18 protein-coding genes are annotated in these 17,580 nt (G+C 72.1%); 13 read left to right on the forward strand and 5 right to left on the reverse strand.

What is annotated here, in order from left to right; all coding sequences use genetic code 11:
* Positions 1–6 precede the first annotated feature (6 nt).
* From serS to LL946_RS08805, 8 genes are all read left to right on the forward strand, one after another.
* A complete protein-coding gene (serS, locus tag LL946_RS08770) occupies positions 7–1,275 on the forward strand; it encodes a serine--tRNA ligase (RefSeq protein WP_404386648.1) in 1,269 nt (422 codons plus the stop codon).
* 385 nt (positions 1,276–1,660) lie between these two features.
* On the forward strand, positions 1,661–2,716 hold the full coding sequence (locus LL946_RS08775) for an iron-siderophore ABC transporter substrate-binding protein (RefSeq protein ID WP_404386649.1): 1,056 nt from the start codon (positions 1,661–1,663) through the stop codon (positions 2,714–2,716).
* Positions 2,713–3,810 carry a FecCD family ABC transporter permease gene (locus LL946_RS08780; RefSeq protein ID WP_404386650.1) on the forward strand — a complete coding sequence of 366 codons (1,098 nt, stop codon included), beginning with the start codon at positions 2,713–2,715 and terminating at the stop codon, positions 3,808–3,810. Before LL946_RS08775 ends, LL946_RS08780 begins: the two co-directional genes overlap by 4 nt.
* An 80-nt stretch (positions 3,811–3,890) precedes the next feature.
* Entirely contained in the window at positions 3,891–4,988 is a 1,098-nt protein-coding gene (locus tag LL946_RS08785; protein WP_404386651.1) for a FecCD family ABC transporter permease, read from the forward strand.
* The gene (locus LL946_RS08790) at positions 4,985–5,779 is read left to right on the forward strand and encodes an ABC transporter ATP-binding protein (protein WP_404386652.1); all 795 of its coding nucleotides are present in this window, start codon (positions 4,985–4,987) and stop codon (positions 5,777–5,779) included. Before LL946_RS08785 ends, LL946_RS08790 begins: the two co-directional genes overlap by 4 nt.
* Entirely contained in the window at positions 5,776–6,618 is an 843-nt protein-coding gene (locus tag LL946_RS08795) for a siderophore-interacting protein (protein ID WP_404386653.1), read from the forward strand. Before LL946_RS08790 ends, LL946_RS08795 begins: the two co-directional genes overlap by 4 nt.
* 96 nt (positions 6,619–6,714) lie before the next feature.
* The gene (locus LL946_RS08800; protein ID WP_404386654.1) at positions 6,715–8,187 is read left to right on the forward strand and encodes a peptide ligase PGM1-related protein; all 1,473 of its coding nucleotides are present in this window, start codon (positions 6,715–6,717) and stop codon (positions 8,185–8,187) included.
* Between the two features lie 28 nt (positions 8,188–8,215).
* Positions 8,216–9,013 (forward strand): HAD family hydrolase, encoded by a 798-nt coding sequence (locus LL946_RS08805; protein ID WP_404386655.1) that lies wholly within the window; start codon positions 8,216–8,218, stop codon positions 9,011–9,013.
* A 3-nt stretch (positions 9,014–9,016) separates the two neighbouring features.
* On the opposite strand, the gene LL946_RS08810 is transcribed toward LL946_RS08805, so the two are convergent.
* The gene (locus tag LL946_RS08810; RefSeq protein WP_404386656.1) at positions 9,017–10,573 is read right to left on the reverse strand and encodes an AMP-binding protein; all 1,557 of its coding nucleotides are present in this window, start codon (positions 10,571–10,573) and stop codon (positions 9,017–9,019) included.
* 128 nt (positions 10,574–10,701) lie between these two features.
* On the opposite strand from LL946_RS08810, the gene LL946_RS08815 reads away from it, so the two are divergent.
* The 4 genes from LL946_RS08815 (at position 10,702) to LL946_RS08830 (ending at position 13,519) form a co-directional block, all read left to right on the forward strand.
* Positions 10,702–11,502 (forward strand): DUF1206 domain-containing protein, encoded by an 801-nt coding sequence (locus LL946_RS08815; protein WP_404386657.1) that lies wholly within the window; start codon positions 10,702–10,704, stop codon positions 11,500–11,502.
* 6 nt (positions 11,503–11,508) lie between these two features.
* Complete coding sequence (locus tag LL946_RS08820; protein WP_404386658.1) at positions 11,509–11,946, forward strand: pyridoxamine 5'-phosphate oxidase family protein; 438 nt, start codon at positions 11,509–11,511, stop codon at positions 11,944–11,946.
* A 21-nt stretch (positions 11,947–11,967) separates the two neighbouring features.
* Positions 11,968–12,783, forward strand: a complete 816-nt coding sequence (locus LL946_RS08825; protein ID WP_404386659.1) for a TrmH family RNA methyltransferase — start codon at positions 11,968–11,970, stop codon at positions 12,781–12,783.
* Between the two features lie 100 nt (positions 12,784–12,883).
* Positions 12,884–13,519, forward strand: a complete 636-nt coding sequence (locus LL946_RS08830; protein ID WP_404386660.1) for a VOC family protein — start codon at positions 12,884–12,886, stop codon at positions 13,517–13,519.
* Between the two features lie 85 nt (positions 13,520–13,604).
* Here LL946_RS08830 and purB read toward each other — a convergent pair whose 3' ends face one another.
* Positions 13,605–15,014 (reverse strand): adenylosuccinate lyase, encoded by a 1,410-nt coding sequence (purB, locus tag LL946_RS08835; RefSeq protein WP_404386661.1) that lies wholly within the window; start codon positions 15,012–15,014, stop codon positions 13,605–13,607.
* 5 nt (positions 15,015–15,019) lie between these two features.
* Positions 15,020–15,556, reverse strand: a complete 537-nt coding sequence (locus LL946_RS08840) for a low molecular weight protein-tyrosine-phosphatase (protein WP_404386662.1) — start codon at positions 15,554–15,556, stop codon at positions 15,020–15,022.
* 56 nt (positions 15,557–15,612) lie between these two features.
* On the opposite strand from LL946_RS08840, the gene LL946_RS08845 reads away from it, so the two are divergent.
* Complete coding sequence (locus LL946_RS08845) at positions 15,613–16,209, forward strand: dihydrofolate reductase family protein (RefSeq protein ID WP_404386663.1); 597 nt, start codon at positions 15,613–15,615, stop codon at positions 16,207–16,209.
* A gap of 48 nt (positions 16,210–16,257) precedes the next feature.
* Here LL946_RS08845 and LL946_RS08850 read toward each other — a convergent pair whose 3' ends face one another.
* Both LL946_RS08850 and LL946_RS08855 read right to left on the reverse strand, forming a co-directional pair.
* Complete coding sequence (locus LL946_RS08850) at positions 16,258–17,163, reverse strand: M56 family metallopeptidase (RefSeq protein ID WP_404386664.1); 906 nt, start codon at positions 17,161–17,163, stop codon at positions 16,258–16,260.
* Positions 17,164–17,179: 16 nt separating this feature from the next.
* A complete protein-coding gene (locus tag LL946_RS08855) occupies positions 17,180–17,572 on the reverse strand; it encodes a BlaI/MecI/CopY family transcriptional regulator (protein WP_404386665.1) in 393 nt (130 codons plus the stop codon).
* Positions 17,573–17,580 lie beyond the last annotated feature (8 nt).

Raw genomic sequence — 17,580 nt, forward strand, 5'->3', positions numbered from 1 at the left:
ACCCGCGTGATCGACCTCAAGCTGCTCCGAGAGAACCCCGACCGTGTGCGCGCCTCCCAGCGCGCCAGGGGCGAGGACGAGAGCGTCGTCGACGCCGTCCTCGCCGCCGAGGAGAAACAGCGGTCGAGCCTCACGGCATACGAGCAGCTGCGCGCCGAGCAGAAGGCGATGGGCAAGCAGGTCGCCCAGGCGCAGGGCGACGAGAAGCAGGCCCTGCTCGCCCGGACCAAGGAGGTCTCGGCGCAGGTCAAGGCCAACCAGGCCGCCGCCGACGAGGCCGCCGAGGAGCTGGGCCGCCTCACGCGGACCATCGGCAACGTCATCGAGGACGGCGTGCCGGTCGGTGGCGAGGACGACTACGTCGTGCTCGAGGAGGTCGGAACCCCGCGGGACTTCGCGGCCGAGGGCTTCGAGCCCAAGGACCACCTCACCCTCGCCGAGGGCCTGGGCGCGCTCGACATGGAGCGCGGCGCCAAGGTGTCGGGCTCACGCTTCTACTTCCTCAAGGGCGTCGGCGCCCGCCTCGAGATGGCGATGCTCAACCTCGCCATGCATCGCGCCATCGAAGCCGGGTTCGTCCCGATGATCACGCCCACCCTCGTCAAGGCCGAGGTCATGGCCGGCGCCGGGTTCATCGACCACCACGCCGACGAGGTCTACCGCCTCGAGGCCGACGACCTCTACCTCACCGGCACGAGCGAGGTCGCGCTCGCGGGCTACCACGCCGACGAGATCATCGACCTGAGCAAGGGCCCGGTCCGCTACGCGGGCCAGTCGACCTGCTACCGCCGCGAAGCCGGCAGCTACGGCAAGGACACCCGCGGCATCATCCGTGTCCACCAGTTCAACAAGATCGAGATGTTCGTCTACTGCCGTCCCGAGGACGCCGCCGAGGAGCACCAGCGTCTCCTCACCTGGGAGCGCGAGATGCTCGAGCTCATGGAGCTGCCCTACCGCGTCATCGACACCGCTGCGGGTGACCTCGGTGGCCCGGCCGCGCGCAAGTTCGACTGCGAGGCATGGGTCCCGACGCAGGGCCGGCACCGCGAGCTCACGTCAACCTCGAACTGCACGACCTTCCAGGCGCGTCGCCTCAAGACCCGTTACAGGGTTGAGGGTGGCGGCACCCATGTTGCCGCCACCCTCAACGGGACGCTTGCCACGACTCGTTGGCTCGTCGCCATCCTGGAGAATCACCAGCAGGCGGACGGCTCCGTCGTCGTCCCTGAGGCATTGCGTCCGTTCATCGGGCTCGACGTCCTCACCCCAGCCTGAGGGCGCCGAGCAGGCCCCCCTTCTTGAGGCTTCGTGGAGCTTTCTCCGTTGTCAGGGATACCACCGCGCCAGTTGGGGCGTCGAGCGTTCGGATGAATCTGGTCATTCTGGGAGGGATCCCCTGGCCACCCCTTTCGTCCACACAGGCTGAGTCGTATGCCGTCCGCCCACCGATCGCTGTCACCGTCGGGGACGTCATCGCGGCCCCGGGCTGATGCGCTCGGTCCAGGGCCCGGCTCAGCCCACGCCCAGCGCGGTCCACGCCCGAAGGGCCGGGGCTCGACGCCAGCGATGAACGGGATTTGACAAGGTGAGGGCACCCTAACTTAGGTTTGCCTTACTGACCTTGTCGCCGCGTCCGTGCGGCCCGATCCCAGAAGGCTCCATGCTGACACGTCGCTCCCTCGTCGCCGCCGCCGCATCCGGCGTCGCCGCGCTCGCCCTCACCGCCTGCTCGACCGGCCCGACGAGCGAAGCCTCGGCCGACCCGTCGACGTCCACCTCGTCTGCGGTCGACGAGGGCGCCTTCCCGACGACCGTCACGCACGCCTTCGGCGAGACGACGATCAGCTCCGAGCCCAAGCGGGTCGCGACCGTCGGCTGGAACGACGCGGACGTCGTCGTCTCGCTCGGCGTGCTGCCCGTCGGGGCCACGAAGATCACCTGGGGCGGCAACGCCAAGGGCTCGACCGACTGGTTCGACGCCGCCGTGACCCAGCTCGACGCCGACGCCCAGATCGCCCGCTACGACGACACTGCCGGCATCCCGGTCGAGGAGATCGCGGCGACCAAGCCGGACCTCATCCTCGGCGTCAACTCGGGCATCACCAAGGAGGACTACGACAAGCTCTCCAAGATCGCTCCGACCGTCGCCTACCCGGGCGCCGCCTGGGGCACCGCTTGGGAGGACAGCGTCAAGGTCGTCGGTCAGGCCCTCGGCCGGACCGAGCTGGCCACCCGGGTCGCCGCCGACACCAACAAGGCGATCGACGACGCCGTCGCGAAGTACCCCCAGATCAAGGGCAAGTCGGCCGCGTGGGCCTGGTTCACCCCGACCGACCTCTCGACGGTCGGTCTCTACACGAGCAGTGACCTGCGCCCCCAGATCCTGCGCCGCTTCGGCATGGTCGACGCCCCGACCGTCACCGCACTGAGCAAGGGCAACAACCAGTTCAGCGCCAACCTCTCCGCCGAGAAGTCCTCGACGCTGGCCGCCGACGCGCTGATCTTCTACGTCGAGAAGCCCGAGGAGGTCGAGACGCTCAAGAAGCACCCGCTCCTCGGCCAGATCCCCTCGCTCAAGAGCGACCACTTCGTCGCGAGCGCCGACAACGCCGTCGCCCTGACGATGTCGTCCCCGTCCCCGCTGTCGATGCCGGTCGCGCTCGAGAAGTTCCTGCCCAAGATCGCCTCCGCGGTGGACGGAACGCCGGCCCAGTGAGCGTCCGGGCCACCACGGCGCCCGGTATGCCGGCCCATGCAGAGCGTGGGACCCGCGCCCGGTCGGCTGGCCCGGCCCACCTGCTCGAAAAGACGGGCCGGGGCGGCCGCGTGCCCTTCGCCGTGGTCGTCGGTGGCGGCCTCCTCGCGGTGGCGCTCGCCGTGACGCTGTCGCTCCTCGTCGGGACCCAGTCCGTGTCACCGTCGGACGTCGTCGGAGCCCTCACCGGTGGCGTCGTCAGCGACGAGGTCCGCGGCATCGTCGACTCGCGCCTCGACCGCACCCTAATCGGTCTCGTCGTCGGGGCGGCCGTCGGCATCTGCGGGGTCGTCCTCCAGGGCCTGACCCGCAACCCGCTGGCTGAGCCGGGGATCCTCGGCATCAACTCCGGCGCGGCCCTCGCCGTTGTCGTCGGCATCAAGGTCTTCGCGATCTCGAGCGTGGCCGGCTACGTGTGGTTCGCGCTCGCCGGCGCCGTCGTCACGGCGGTCGTCGTGCAGCTGCTCGCCCTGCTCGCCCCGCTGCGTTCCCGCCCGGTGACCATGGCTCTCGCCGGGGCGGCGGTCATGGCGACCTCGACGAGCCTCGTCGGCGCGATCCTCGTCTCGGACCAGGGCGCGCTCGACGTCTTCCGCTTCTGGCAGGTCGGCTCGGTCGCCGGCCGCGACGCCTCGATCGTCCTTGATGTCGCGCCGTTCCTCGTGATCGGCTTCGCCCTCTCCTTCGCCTCGGGGCCGCTGCTCAACACGGTCGCGCTGGGCGACGACCTCGCGCGCGGGCTCGGTCAGCGGGTCCTGCTCCACCGGTCACTGGCGGCCGCCGGGGCCATCCTGCTCGCCGCCGCGGCCACCGCCCTCGCCGGACCCATCGCCTTCGTCGGGCTCGTCGTGCCCCACGTCGTGCGGGCCGTCGTCGGACCGGACCACCGGCGCATCCTGCTCGGCTCGCTCTTCGCCGGACCGGTGCTCGTCGTCGTCGCCGACACCCTCGGTCGCGTCGTCGCGGCGCCGAGCGAGGTGCAGGCCGGCATCATCTGCGCCGTCGTCGGCTCACCGTTCCTCGTGGGCCTCGTGCGCCGGATGAACGTCGCATGACCACCCCACGAAGTTCCGCCCACGCAGAGCGCGGGACCCGCTCCGCTGCGCTCCCCCAGATACTTCGCGGGGACCCCGGCATGAGCGCGGCACCCGTCATCGAGCCGGTGCGCACCGCGCGCGACGAGGCAGCCGCCACAGGCGGTCGCGACACCGTTGCCTCGATCCGCGCCGTGCGACGCCGGGTGCACCGGCGCCAGCGGCTCCTGCTCGTCGCCCTCACCCTGTTCGTCGTCGCCCTGTTCCTCGTCCGGGCACTCCTCGGCGACTACCGCGTCTCGTTCGTGGACGGCATACGGATGATCTCCGGGACGACGATCCCGGGTGCGTCGTTCATCTTCCTCGAGTCGACGCTCCCGCGCGCCTGCATGGCGGTGCTCGCCGGTGCGGCCTTCGCGTCCGCGGGCGCGGCCTTCCAGTCGATGCTGCGCAACCCGCTCGCCAGCCCCGACGTCCTCGGGATCAACCTGGGAGCCAGCGCCGCCGCGGTGTTCGCGGTCGTGCTCCTCGGCTGGTCCGGCACCCCCGTCGCCATCGTCGCGTTCGCCGGTGCGGTGGCGGTCGCGGTGACCATCCACGGGTTCGCCGGCCGTGGCGGAGCCGCGACCGGACGGATGATCCTCGTCGGCGTCGGTCTCGCGGCGGTGCTCAGCTCGGTCGTGCACTGGGTGCTGCTCCGGGCCGACATCTACCGCGCCCAGGACGCCCTCGTCTGGCTCACGGGCAGCCTCGGCTCGGTGTCGTGGGACGAGATCGCGCGCCTCGCGGTCGTCGTCGCCGTCGTGCTGCCCCTCCTCGTCCTCGTCACCCGTCAGCTGGGGGTGCTCGGACTCGGCGACGACCTCGCCGCCGGGCTCGGCGTGCGGGCCGGGCGGCTGCGCGGGCTCATCACGGTGCTCGTCGTCCTGCTCACCGCGTCGGCGACGGCCGCGTGCGGACCCATCGCCTTCGTCGGCTTCCTCAGCGGCCCGATCGCCCGCCGGCTCATCGGCGGTCGCACCTCCGTGCCGGCTGCCGCCCTCGTCGGCGCGGCCATGGTCCTCGCCTCCGACTACGTCAGTGCGTATGCCGTGCCTGGCACGGCCTACCCCGTCGGGGTCGTGACCGGTCTCGCCGGCGCACCCGTCCTCGTCTGGCTCCTCGTCGCCGGCCGCCGATCGATTCAGGAGCACGCATGAGCACCCTCGTCGCCGAGTCATTGAGCCTGGCCTACGACAAGCGCGTCGTCGTCGACGGGCTCGACCTCGTCGTCCCCACCGGCAAGGTCACCGCCATCGTCGGGCCCAACGGGTGCGGCAAGTCGACGCTGCTGCGCGGGCTGTCGAGACTGCTCGCCCCGACCGAGGGGCGGGTGCTCCTCGACGGGCAGGTCATCGGCGAGCTGTCGACCAAGCAGGTCGCCCGGCAGCTCGGACTGCTGCCTCAGCAGCCGATCGTGCCCGAGGGGATCACCGTGGTCGAGCTCGTCGAGCGTGGACGCCACCCCCACCAGGGGCTCTTCCGCCAGTGGTCGCGAGAGGACGAGGCGGTCGTCGCCGCAGCCCTCGAGCAGACCGAGCTCGTCGAGCTCGCCGGCGTCCCCGTGGACAGCCTGTCCGGCGGTCAGCGCCAGCGCGCGTGGATCGCCATGGCCCTGGCGCAGCGCACCCCGGTGCTCCTGCTCGACGAGCCGACGTCCTTCCTCGACATCGCCCACCAGATCGACGTGCTCGAGCTCGTGCGCGACCTCGGCGCTCGCGAGGAGACCACCGTCGTCATGGTCCTGCACGACCTCGCCATGGCCGCCCGCTACGCCGACCACCTCGTCGCCATGAACGGCGGCGAGATCGTCGCCCAGGGCACGCCCGCCCAGATCGTCACCCCCGATCTCATCGAGTCGGTCTTCGGGATCGCCGCCTCGGTCGTCGCCGACCCGACGACCGGAGACCCCGTCGTCATCCCCCACCGCAGGAAGCGAGAGAAGCCATGACCGTCCTCGACAAGGTCGCCCTGAAGGCCGCCACCGCCTACGCCCGGCTCACCATGGCCTCCCCCATCTACCGCGACAGCGACGCGCAGTTCGAGATGACCGTGGCCGCGGTGAGCGACCTCGGTGGTGGCATGCGCCGCATCACCTTCGCCGCCGACGAGCTCGCCGACTTCCGCCGCGTGGGCGCCGACGAGTACTTCGGTCTCCTCATGCCGCGTCCCGGTGCGGGCCTGACGCTGCCCGACGCCGACAGCGACAACGTCCGGGCGGCCATCGCCGGCATGCCGGAAGGCGAGCGACCGGACCTGCGCTGGTACACGATCCGCGCCCACCACGCCGTCAACCGCACCATCGACGTCGACATCGTCACCCACGGCGACTCCGGTCCCGGCTCGGCGTGGGCGGTGCGTGCGATGGCCGGTGACCGCGTCGGGTTCCGCTCCGGTGGCGCGCTCTTCCGCGGGCACGAGTGCGACGGCCCGGTGCTCCTCGCGGCTGACGAGACGGCCGTGCCTGCCCTCGCCGCCATCGCCGACGCGCACCCCGAGGTCCTGGACCGGGCCACCATCCACCTCGAGGTGGCCGACGCGGCCGTGCTCACGGCATACACCTTCGGCGGAGCCGACGTCACGGTGCACGTCCGCACGGACGGGGTCCCCGGCTCGGTCCTGCTCCCGGCACTGGCGGCCGCGGAGCTCGGAAGTCTCGGCTACGCCTGGGTCTGCGGGGAGTCGGGCATGGTCACCGAGGCGCGACGGCACCTCGTGCGCGCCGCGGGAGTCGACCGGCGCAAGATCCTCTTCTCCGGCTACTGGAAGCTGGGCCAGGAGCGCGGCTGACGCCGCAACGCCGCCGCACGACGCAGCCCGATCGGGCGGGTCGGGCCGTGCGATCGGGCCATGCGTGCCGACCGCCCCGGTCCCTACGCTGGGCTGGTGGATGCGTTCCGGCGCCTCCAGGAGCGCCTCCCGGCGGTCCTGGCCCTCAACGACCTCGGCGGCACCGCCTCCCACGTGGTCGTGGCGCTGCCGTCGTTCAGCATGGGCGAGACCCTGCTCTCGCACTACGCGACGAGGCTCCCGGCCATGGAGCACCGCTACCTGCTCGCCGCGCTCCTCGTCGGGCGCATCCCCGGCGCCAAGTTCCTGCTCGTGACGTGCGGCGCGGCCGACGACGTGGTCCTCGACTACTACGCCCGGCTCGCGAGCGGTGACGCATCAGGCCGCTCGGACGGCGTCCGGCGCCGCATCTCCACGCTCGTCGTCCCGGACGACACCCCACGTGGCGTGGCGGCCAAGCTGCTCGACCGACCCGACCTGCTCGACGAGCTCCGTGCGCGCATCGGTGACCGGCCGGCGTTCATCGAACCGTGGAACGTCACGACCGACGAGGTCGAGGTGGCGCTGGCCCTCGATGCGCCCGTCAACGGCACGCATCCCGACCTGTGGCCGTTGGGGTTCAAGAGTGCGGGGCGCCGCCTCTTCCACGAAGCGGGCGTCCCGACGCCGGCCGGCGCGGAGGACGTGCACGACGCGGCCGAGATCGCCCAGGCGGTCGCGCTGATCCGGCGCAGCAGGCCGCGGCTCGACCGCGTCGTCGTCAAGCAGGACAACAGCGGGGCCGGGGACGGCAACCGTGTCGTGTCCACGCGTGACGCCTCGGGACACCGACTCTCGCGCCGGACGCTGGGTGAGCAGGCCCTCGTCGGAGCGTCGCCCACGTTCGCGGTCGACCTGGCTGCGGGCGGGGTCGTCGAGGAGCTCGTCGCCGGCTCGACCGTCACCAGCCCCAGCGTCCAGCTCGACCTCCGCCCCGACGGTGACGTCCGTGTGGTGGCCACCCACGAGCAGATGCTCGGCGGTGACAACGGACAGGTCTTCGTGGGTTCCCGCTTCCCTGCGGACCCGGCCTACGCCGACGTCCTCGCGCGGCACGGCCAGGCGGTGGGGCGCCTCCTCGCGGAGGCAGGCGCCGTCGGTCGGGTCGCGATCGACTTCGTCGCGCTGCGGCGCGCAGGTGCCTGGCAGGTCTTCGCGCTGGAGCTCAACCTGCGCAAGGGTGGGACGACCTACCCGTATGCCGCCCTGCGCCACCTCGCCCCCGGCCACTACGACGTGCAGGCAGGTCGGTGGCGGGCGGACTCGGGCGGGGAACGCTGCTACCGCGCGGGCGACGCCGTCCTCGACCCGGCCTGGCTCGGCATGCCCCCAGAACAGGCGATCGACGCGGTGGACGCGGCGGGTCTGGCCTTCGACCCCGCTCGGGGCACCGGCGTCGTGCTGCACATGCTCGGAGGCCTCGCCATCGACGGACGCGTCGGTGTCGTCGCCATCGGCGGGACGCGGCAGGAGGCAGAGACGCTGTATGCCGCCGTCCCGGCAGCCCTGCACCGCACCGTGCGCCGCTGAGGGTCGCGCCACTGGATAGGTTGGCCGCATGACGGTCACCCCGCACCTCGTCGCGCTCGACGTCGACGGCACGACGATCACCCATGCCGGCGAGATGTCGCCGGTGGTCCGTGACGCCGTGCGAGCGGTCGCGGACGCGGGCCACCACGTCACCATCGCCACGGGTCGCTCGATCGTTGCGACCACCCCGATCCTCGCGGAGCTCGGTCTCGAGACCGGGTATGCCGTGTGCTCCAACGGCGCGGTCACCCTCCGCCTCGACCCGGGGCTGCCGGAGGGCTACGAGGTCATCGAGGCCGTGACGTTCGACCCGGCCCCGGCGCTCAACCTGCTCCGGTCCGAGCGTCCGGACGCCGTCGTCGCCGTCGAGGACCTCGGGGTCGGCTTCAAGGTGAGCGCGCCGTTCCCCGACGGTGAGCTCCAGGGCGACATCACCGTCGTCCCCTGGGAGGAGCTCGTCGCAGACCCGGTCACGCGTGTGACCTTCCGGGACCCGAACGGCACCGCCGAGGACTTCATGGGCCTCGCCGAGCGGATCGGCCTGCACGGGGTCAACTACGCGGTCGGGTTCACCGCCTGGCTCGACATCAACCCCGAGGGCGTGAGCAAGGGCTCGGCCCTTGAGATCGTGCGCCGCCACCTCGGCGTCGAGCCGGCCCACACGGTCGCCGTGGGCGACCAGCGCAACGACCTCGAGATGCTCCACTGGGCCGCGCGCGGTGTGGCGATGGGCAACGCTCCCGACGAGGTCAAGGCGATCGCCGACGAGGTCACCCTCGACGTCGACGACGACGGGCTCGTACCCGTCCTTCAGTCGCTGCTCTGACGGTCAGCTCGTGACCCTGGCCGCCTCGCGGTCCCAGGTCGACGCCGAGACGCCACGCTCACGCAGCTCGGCCTTGCGGACCTTCGCCGTCGGCGTGCGCGGGACCGACTCGACGATCTCGACGTAGCGGGGCTGCGCGAAGCGGGGCAGGACGGCGTGCGCGGCGACGGCAGCCTCGTCGAGGCTCGTCCCGGACGGACCGGAGTCGCGGACGACCGCAAGCATCACCTCGTCCTCGGTGCCCGCGTCACCGGCGGGCACGGCATACGCCACGACCTCGGCCACCCCGTCGAGCCGGCTCACCGCGGCCTCGACCTCGAAGGACGAGATGTTCTCGCCGCGGCGGCGAATGCAGTCCTTGGTGCGGTCGACGAAGGTGACCCAGCCCTGCTCGTCGATCAGCCCCGAGTCCCCGGTGTGGAACCAGAAGCTGCGCCACGCCTCGAGGGTCTTCTCGGGGAGGCCGACGTAGCCGGCCATGAACCCCGCTGAAACCTTCGGTCGCACCATGATCTCGCCGACCTCGCCGGTGCCGACCTCGACGTCGGTCTCGGCGTCGCGGACGGTCACCTCGAACCAGCGGTCGAGGACGAGGCCGGCCGTCCCGGGGCGGGACACCCCGAGCCGCCCGTAGAGCGGGATGTTGACCTCGGTCATGCCGTAGGCCGACACGACGTCGGGGACGCCGAACCGGTCCCGCCACACGGACTCGTGGGCGGGTGGGTTGGGCACCGGGCACACGACCCGCAGCCGGTGATCGCGGTCCGCGGCGTCAGCGGGCTGCGCGTGGACGAACTGCGTCATCGACCCGAGCAGGTTCGTGACGGTGCAGCCATGCTCACGGAGGTCCGTCAGCCACCGGGTCGCACTGAAGCGGGGACGCAGGACTGCGGTGGCTCCGGCGACGAGCGTCGCGGCGAGCTGCATGAAGAGCCCGTTGGCGTGGAAGAGGGGCATGCACACGTAGTAGCGGTCCGCGCTCGTCACGGCGAGGGCCTCGATGCTGCCGAGGCCGAAGAGGTGGCAGTGGGCGTGCGGCATGAGCACGCCCTTGGACGGGCCGGTCGTGCCGGAGGTGTACATGACGCAGGCGGTGTCGGAGAACCTCGGGAGCGGCCCGGTCCACTCACGCGACCCCTCCCAACCCTCCGGTCCGACCACCGAGAGACCGGGCAGCCCCTGCGCCACCGCACCGGCGACCGCTGCCAGCTCGTCGGAGGCGACCACGAGACGGGCGCCGGAGTCGCTCAGCTGGTGGAGGAGGAACTCGCCGGTGAGGGCCGTGTTGAGCGGCACGACCGTGGCGCCCAGCCGACCCAGCCCGAGCCAGAGCCGCAGGAAGTCGAGCCCGTTCGGCAGCAGCAGGGCGACCCGGTCGCCCGGTCCCACCCCGAGTCCGGTGAGCCAGGACGCGACCTGACGGGCCTGGACCGCCGCCTCGGCGTAGGTGAGCTCACCCTCGTCGATGACCGTGACGAAGACCTGGCCGCCCCGGTCACGCTCCTGCTCCTCCAGCACCGCCGGCAGTACCCAGCCGGTCGGGTCGTCCTCAGCACTCATTCCCCGACACAACCACGCGTCGTCGGCGCCGTCACTGTGCCGCCCACACACAACGTGAGCAGCCTCGTGGTCCGCCCACGTGACCGAGGCGGAGTGACGGGGACGGTCCCGGCGTGCTCCAATGCACCGTGACCCAAGACCCCAGCATCACTGCCCAGCACACAGCCCGCGAGATCGGCGACCATCCCGTCGTCGAGAAGGGGGCACGGCTCGGGTTCGCCGTGAGTGGGTTGATCCACCTGCTCATCGGCTGGCTTGCCCTCAAGATCGCGTGGGGGCTCGGCGGCAGCTCCGCCGACAAGTCCGGTGCGCTCGAGACCGTCGCCGACGGCTCGACCGGTCCGTTCCTGCTGTGGCTGGCCGTCATCGGGTTCGCGCTGCTCGCGCTCTGGCAGGTGACCGAGGCGGTCGTGGGCCGTCACGGCGGCGAGGCGAAGGACCGGGCCAAGGCCGCCGGCAAGGCCGCCATGTACACGTTCTTCGCGTACTCCGCCTTCGCGGTGACCAAGGGCGCGGTCTCCTCGGACGAGAAGAAGACCGACGAGGCCACTGCCGGTCTGCTGTCGAGCCCCGGCGGCAGGGTCCTCGTCGGTCTCCTGGCGGTCGCGATCCTCGCCACGGCCGCCTACCACCTCCACAAGGGCTGGACCAAGGGCTTCCTCGAGGAGCTCGAGAGTCACCCCGGCACCTGGGCCGAGCGGTTGGGCCGCGCGGGCTACCTCGCCAAGGGCGTCGCCCTCGCGGTCGTCGGAGTGCTCTTCGGCTCCGCCGCACTGTCCTCACGGGCGGCCGAGGCCGGCGGGCTCGACGCCGCACTCAAGACGTTGCGGGACCAGCCGTTCGGACCCTTCCTGCTCACCGTCGTGGCGCTCGGTTTCGTGGCGGCCGGGCTCTACTCGTTCGTCAAGGCGCGGCACGCCAAGCTCTGACCAGCCGTGCCGGGGCAGGATGGGCGGCATGCCCAAAGCACCCTGCCGCCCGAGGTCGCCGAGCTCTTCGCCCGACCCAACCCCGCCGTCGTCGCCGTCCTCCGGCCCAAGGGCGCACCCATGTCGGTCGCCACGTGGTACCTCGTCGAGTCCGACGGCACCGTGCTGCTCAACATGGACGCCGGCCGGGCGCGCCTGGACTGGATGCGCGAGCGACCCCAGGTCGCGCTCACGGCTCTCAAGGAGGGTGAGTGGTACACCCACGTCAGCATCCGCGGCGAGGTCGTGAGGTGGGACGACGACCCCGAGCGCGGGCTGGCCGACATCGACCGCCTGTCCGTGCACTACACGGGCAAGCCCTACCGGGTCCGTGACCGCCCGCGGGTGAGCTGCTGGGTGCGGGTCGACCACTGGCACGGCTGGGGCGGGGCCAAGGCCGACTGAACGTCACCCACAATGACCCGTATGCCGTCCCGCCCCGACCTCGAGATCACCTCGCCCGCCAACCCGCGCCTCAAGCAGCTCGTGGCCCTGCGCCGCCGACGAGCGCGCGACGAGGCCGGGGTGACGGTCGTCGAGGGCTTCGAGGAGCTGGGCCTCGCCCTCGACGCGGGCGTGCGACCGCGCACGCTCTTCTACTCGCCCGACCTCATGCTCGACCCCGACGAGCAGGGCCGCGTCGTCGACGACATCCGCGCCTCGGGAGTCGAGACCGTCAGGGTCTCGCGGGCCGCGTTCGAGAAGGTGGCCTACCGCGAGGGGCCGGACGGGTTCCTCGCCCTCGTGCCGGCCGTTCGCGCCGGGCTGTCCGACCTCGAGCTGCCGCCGTCGCCGCTTTTCCTCGTCTGCGAAGGGCTCGAGAAGCCGGGCAACCTCGGCGCGATGCTCCGCACCGCGGACGCCGCAGGCGTGGACGCCGTCATCGCCGTCGACCCGGTCACGGACTGGGGCAACCCCAACGTCGTGCGTGGCTCCAAGGGGACGGTGTTCTCCGTCCCGGTCGCGAGCGCCACGCTCGGCGAGACGCTCGACTGGCTGCGGGAGGGCGGCATACGCCTCGTCGCGACGACACCGGACACCGAGACGCTCCACACCGAGGCCGACCTGACCGGGCCCGTCGCGATCGCGGTCGGGACCGAGAAGTTCGGGCTCACGGACGAGGCCCTGCGCGCCGCGCAGGTGCGGGTGCGCATCCCCATGCACGGCAGCGTCAACTCGCTCAACGCCTCGGCGGCCGCCGCGATCGTCGTCTACGAGGCGGTTCGCCAGCGCTCGTCCTGAGGCCGTGACCGGGCGAAACCGGGCCTGATCAGCGGCGGAGGGTCGTGGTCGGGTGCCCCTGTGTCAAGAGCACCCCTCGAGATGTGCCACGATAATCGGCATGCGAGTTGACCATGTTGTCTATGCCGCAGAGAACGACGGCGCACGAGCGACGGCCGAACGCCTGGCCGCGCAGCTCGGGGTCGAGGCCGTCGACGGGGGTGTGCATCCGCGCTTCGGGACGCGCAACGTCATCCTCCCGCTTCTCGGCGACCGTTACCTCGAGGTCGTCGAGGTGCTCGACCACCCCGCGTCCGACAAGGCCCCCTTCGGCCAGGTCGTGCGCGCCCGCTCCGCGTCCGGCGGTGGCTGGCTCGGCTGGGTGCTGAGCGTCGACGACATCTCCCAGCAGGAGGCGCGACTGGGCCGTGAGGCCGTCATCGGCAGCCGTCACCGCCCCGACGGTGTCGAGCTCCGCTGGAAGCAGCTGGGCATCAAGGGCCTGCAGTCCGACCCGCAGCTCCCCTTCTTCGTCGAGTGGGACGCGGAGGTGCCGCATCCCTCGGGCGTGGGTGAGACCCGGGTCGCCCTCAAGTCGCTCGAGATCGCCGGCGACCCCGACCGCGTGCGCGACTGGGTGGGCGTCGACGTCGACTACGTGCCCGAGGGCATCGACTTCAACTTCGTCTCGCCCAAGGGCAACCCCGGCATCATGTCGGTGACCTTCGAGACCCCGGACGGTCTCGTCACCCTCTGAGGCGACACCACGGCATACCGAAGCGCCCCGCACGGACCACGGTCCGTGCGGGGCGCTTCGCTGTGTGCGGCGGGGAGGTCGGCGCTCAGGCGAGGTGGTCGACGAGCGCCGGTGCGACGCCGACGTAGGTCGCCGGCGTCATCGCCGCGAGCCGCTCCTCGACCTCGGCGGGCAGGCCGAGGCCTTGGACGAACTCGACGAGCTCCGGCTGGCCGATGCGACGGCCACGGGTGAGCTCCTTGAGCCGCTCGTAGGGCTCCTCCATGCCGGGGACGCCCTGGGCGCCGAGGGCACGCATCGCCGACTGGATCGGCTCGCCGAGGACCTCCCAGTTGGCGTCGAGGTCGCGGGCCATCGCCTCGGGCACGGCGTCGAGGCCGGCGAGTCCGCGCGTGGCGTTGTCGAGGGCGAGCAGCGAGTGACCGAGGGCGACACCGATGTTGCGCTGCATCGAGGAGTCGGTGAGGTCGCGCTGGAGACGGGACTGCACGAGGGTCGACGCGAGGACGTCGAGCAGGGCGTTGCTCACCTCGAGGTTGGCCTCGGCGTTCTCGAAGCGGATCGGGTTGACCTTGTGCGGCATCGTCGAGGAGCCGACGGTGCCCTGGCCGCGGACCTGGGCGAAGTAGCCCATCGAGATGTAGGTCCAGACGTCCGTGCACATGTTGTGCAGCACCCGGTTGAAGCGGGCGATGTCGGCGTAGAGCTCGGCCTGCCAGTCGTGGCTCTCGATCTGGGTGGTCAGGGGGTTCCACGTGAGGCCGAGGCCCTCGACGAAGGACTCGCTCACGTCCTCCCAGTCGGCCCCGGGGACCGCGGCGAGGTGGGCGCCGTAGGTGCCGGTGGCGCCGTTGAGCTTGCCGAGGAACTCGGCGTCCTCGACGCGGCGCAGCTGGCGCTGGAGCCGCCACGCGAGCACCGCGAGCTCCTTGCCCAGGGTCGAGGGCGTGGCCGGCTGACCGTGGGTGTGCGAGAGCAGCGGAACCTCGCGCAGGTCGGAGGCCATGGTCGACAGCGCCTCGACGAGGGTCGCGGCACGCGGGAGCCACACGTCCTCCACGGCGCCCTGCACCATGAGCGCGTAGGAGAGGTTGTTGATGTCCTCGCTCGTGCAGCAGAAGTGGATGAGCTCGGCCAGGCCGCGGTCGGCCTCGTCCGGGGCGATCTCGGCGAGGCGCTTCTTGAGGAAGTACTCGACGGCCTTGACGTCGTGCTGGGTGACCTTCTCGGTCTCGGCCATCTCCGCGATCTCGTCCGGGCCGAAGTCCCCGACGATCTGGCGCAGCGCGGACTTCTCGTCGTCGGTGAGGGAGCGCACGCCCGGAACGACCTGCCGGTCGGTGAGGTGGATGAGCCACTCGATCTCGACGTGGATCCGCTGGCGGTTGAGCGCCGGTTCGGAGAGGTGGTCGACGAGCGGTGCCACGGCCCCGCGGTAGCGACCGTCGAGGGCGCCGAGCGCGATGGGAGGAGTGACGTCAGCGAGGGAGGCCATGATGCTCATTCTCCCATCCGGGCCAGGGACGCCCGCACGTGCTCGACGATGCCGGGGAGCGCGGCACGCACCTCGGCATAGGTCTGGTCGAAGGCCTCGTCGTCGCCCCACCACGGGTCGGCCATGTCGAGGTCGTCGGCGGCCGTGGACGCCGGGTCGAACGAGCGGATGAGCCGCACCTTGGCCCGGTCCTCCTCGCTCGGGGCGAGCCGGTGCAGCGCACGCTCGTGGCCGCGGTCGGCGGCGAGCACGAGGTCGAGGTCGGCGAAGTCCGAGGCGGTGAAGCGTTGCGCCCGGTGCGCGTCCCACCCGCCGTCGGCGTGACCGTTGCGGCGCATCACCGCGGCCGTGCGGGTGTCCATCGGGTTGCCGCTCTCCTCGGCGGACGTCCCGGCGGAGGACACGACGGCGCCGTCCCCCAGCCCCGCGTCGTCGAGGGCCTCGCGCAGCAGCCACTCGGCCATCGGTGACCGGCAGATGTTGCCGGTGCAGACCACGACGATCCGGTATGCCGTCCGCTCACCCTCGGTGCCCTCGCTCATGTCCCGATCCTCGCACCGCCTTGTGCCGCGTCCGTCGGCGAGAGCAGGGTGGGGCCATGAGCACCGTGGTCGCCGACATCACGATCTCCCTCGACGGGTTCGTCACCGGCCCCGATGCGGGCCCGGACGCCGGACTCGGCCGAGGAGGCGAGGAGCTGCACGCCTGGGTGATGTCCGACCACGAGGTCGACCGGGCGATGCTCGAGGAGGCCAGCGCGGCCTCGGGAGCGGTCGTCATGGGCCGCAACCTCTTCGACGTCATCGACGGACCGCACGGCTGGAACGACGAGATGGGTTACGGCGCCGACGTCGACGCCAGGCCGCCGTTCTTCGTCGTCACGAGCAGCAGGCCCGAGACGGTGCGACTCGCCCCGAGCCACGACTTCACGTTCGTGCTCGACGGCCCGGCTGCGGCGGTCGAGCAGGCACGGGCCGTTGCGGGCGACCGGGACGTCTACGTCATGGGTGGCGGGCAGGTCGTGCGGAGCTGCCTCGACGCCGGTGTCGTCGACCGGCTGCGCCTCCACATCGCCCCGCTGGTGCTCGGCGGCGGCACGCCACTGTTCGACGCAGCGGTGCCCCGGTCCCTCGTGCAGCAGGACGTCCGGGTGTCACCCCACGCGGTCCACGTGACCTACGACGTCACGCGCTGAGCCAGCCGTCGTAGGTCGCGCGACGGTCAGCGTGCCAGCCAGTGCCAGTCAACGCCAGGCGAGCCAGAGCAGCGCGAGCGGCAGCGCGACGACCGCGACGGCATACACGTACATCACGGCGACGGTCGGCGCGGGAAGCGGGTCCTCGGCCAGGAGCCGCATCCGCGCCGCGGTGGTGCCGTCACCGCCGGCGCCGAGGCCGGCCTCGGGGGCCTGGCCCTGAGCGAGGGTGAGCAGTGCCCGGGCGGTGACCACCGGTCCGGACGTGCGGACGGCGGCCCGGTCGGCGAGGGCCTCGACGAGCAGGCGGACCTCGCGCAGCGCCTCGGGCGAGCGCACCGGCTCGGGGACGGAGTGGTGCAGCACCGTGAAGTACTCGAGGAGCAGGTCGTGCCTCCCGCGCAGGTGGGCGCGCTCGTGCGCGAGCACGGCGTCGAGCTCGTCCGCGGGCAGTGCTGCGAGCGCGCCCTCGGTGAGGACGACCCGCGAACGGCGCCCGGGGAGGCAGTAGGCGGTCGGCGTGGCGTGGTCGAGCACCCGTATGCCGTCCTCCTGTCCCGCGCTTCCGGGTGCGGCGAGCACGTCCACGAGGTCACGGTGGCGGGTGCGCGCCGCACGGAGCCGGGTGCCGATGCGGTGGCCGGACAGGAGCAGGCGGGCGAGGACGGCCAACGTCACCGCGCCCGCGATCCCGACGACGACCCACTGGCGGGTTCGGACCCAGCCCAGTGCCCCAGCGCAGTCGTCGGTGCAGGCGAACCACCCGGGTCCGTCGAGGTACGGCACGGCGGCGGGCGCCGCGCAGAGGGCGGCGAGCACTGCCGCGAGGGAGACCGCCTGCCAGGCGACGAGGGCGGCGCGCGGTGCGCGACGGAAGCTCACGAGGCGGGCCATGACCCGGGGCGCGACCCCGGACAGCACGACGGCCAGGGCGGTGAGGAGGAGCGCGAACACCGATGCGCACCCGGGGTCAGCCGCGCCGCTGCTCCACCTCGGAGAGGGCTGCGCGCAGGTCGTCGAGCTCCTCCGGGGTGGCACCGTCGAGGAAGTGCAGCAGCGCCGCGCGACGGTCGGTCACGTCGTCGAGCGAGGCCCGCATCGTCTCGGCCGTGAGGGACTCGCGCGTACCTGCCGGGGTGTAGCGCCAGGCCCGCCCGTCGCGCTCGCGGGTGACGAGACCCTTCTTGCTCAGGCGGTCGAGCACCGTCATCACCGTCGTGTAGGCGAGCCCGCGCTCGGCCGGGAGGGTCTCGAGCACGTCGCGGACACTGGCACCCTCGGGACGCTGCGCCGCGAGGTCCCACAGCTGCTCCATGACGGAGCGCTCGAGGTCACCGAGGCGGGGGGCGGAGGAGGTGGGCACGGCGGGGT

Origin of the sequence: Knoellia locipacati (assembly GCF_044791685.1) — a bacterium.
Classification (GTDB): domain Bacteria; phylum Actinomycetota; class Actinomycetes; order Actinomycetales; family Dermatophilaceae; genus Knoellia; species Knoellia locipacati_A.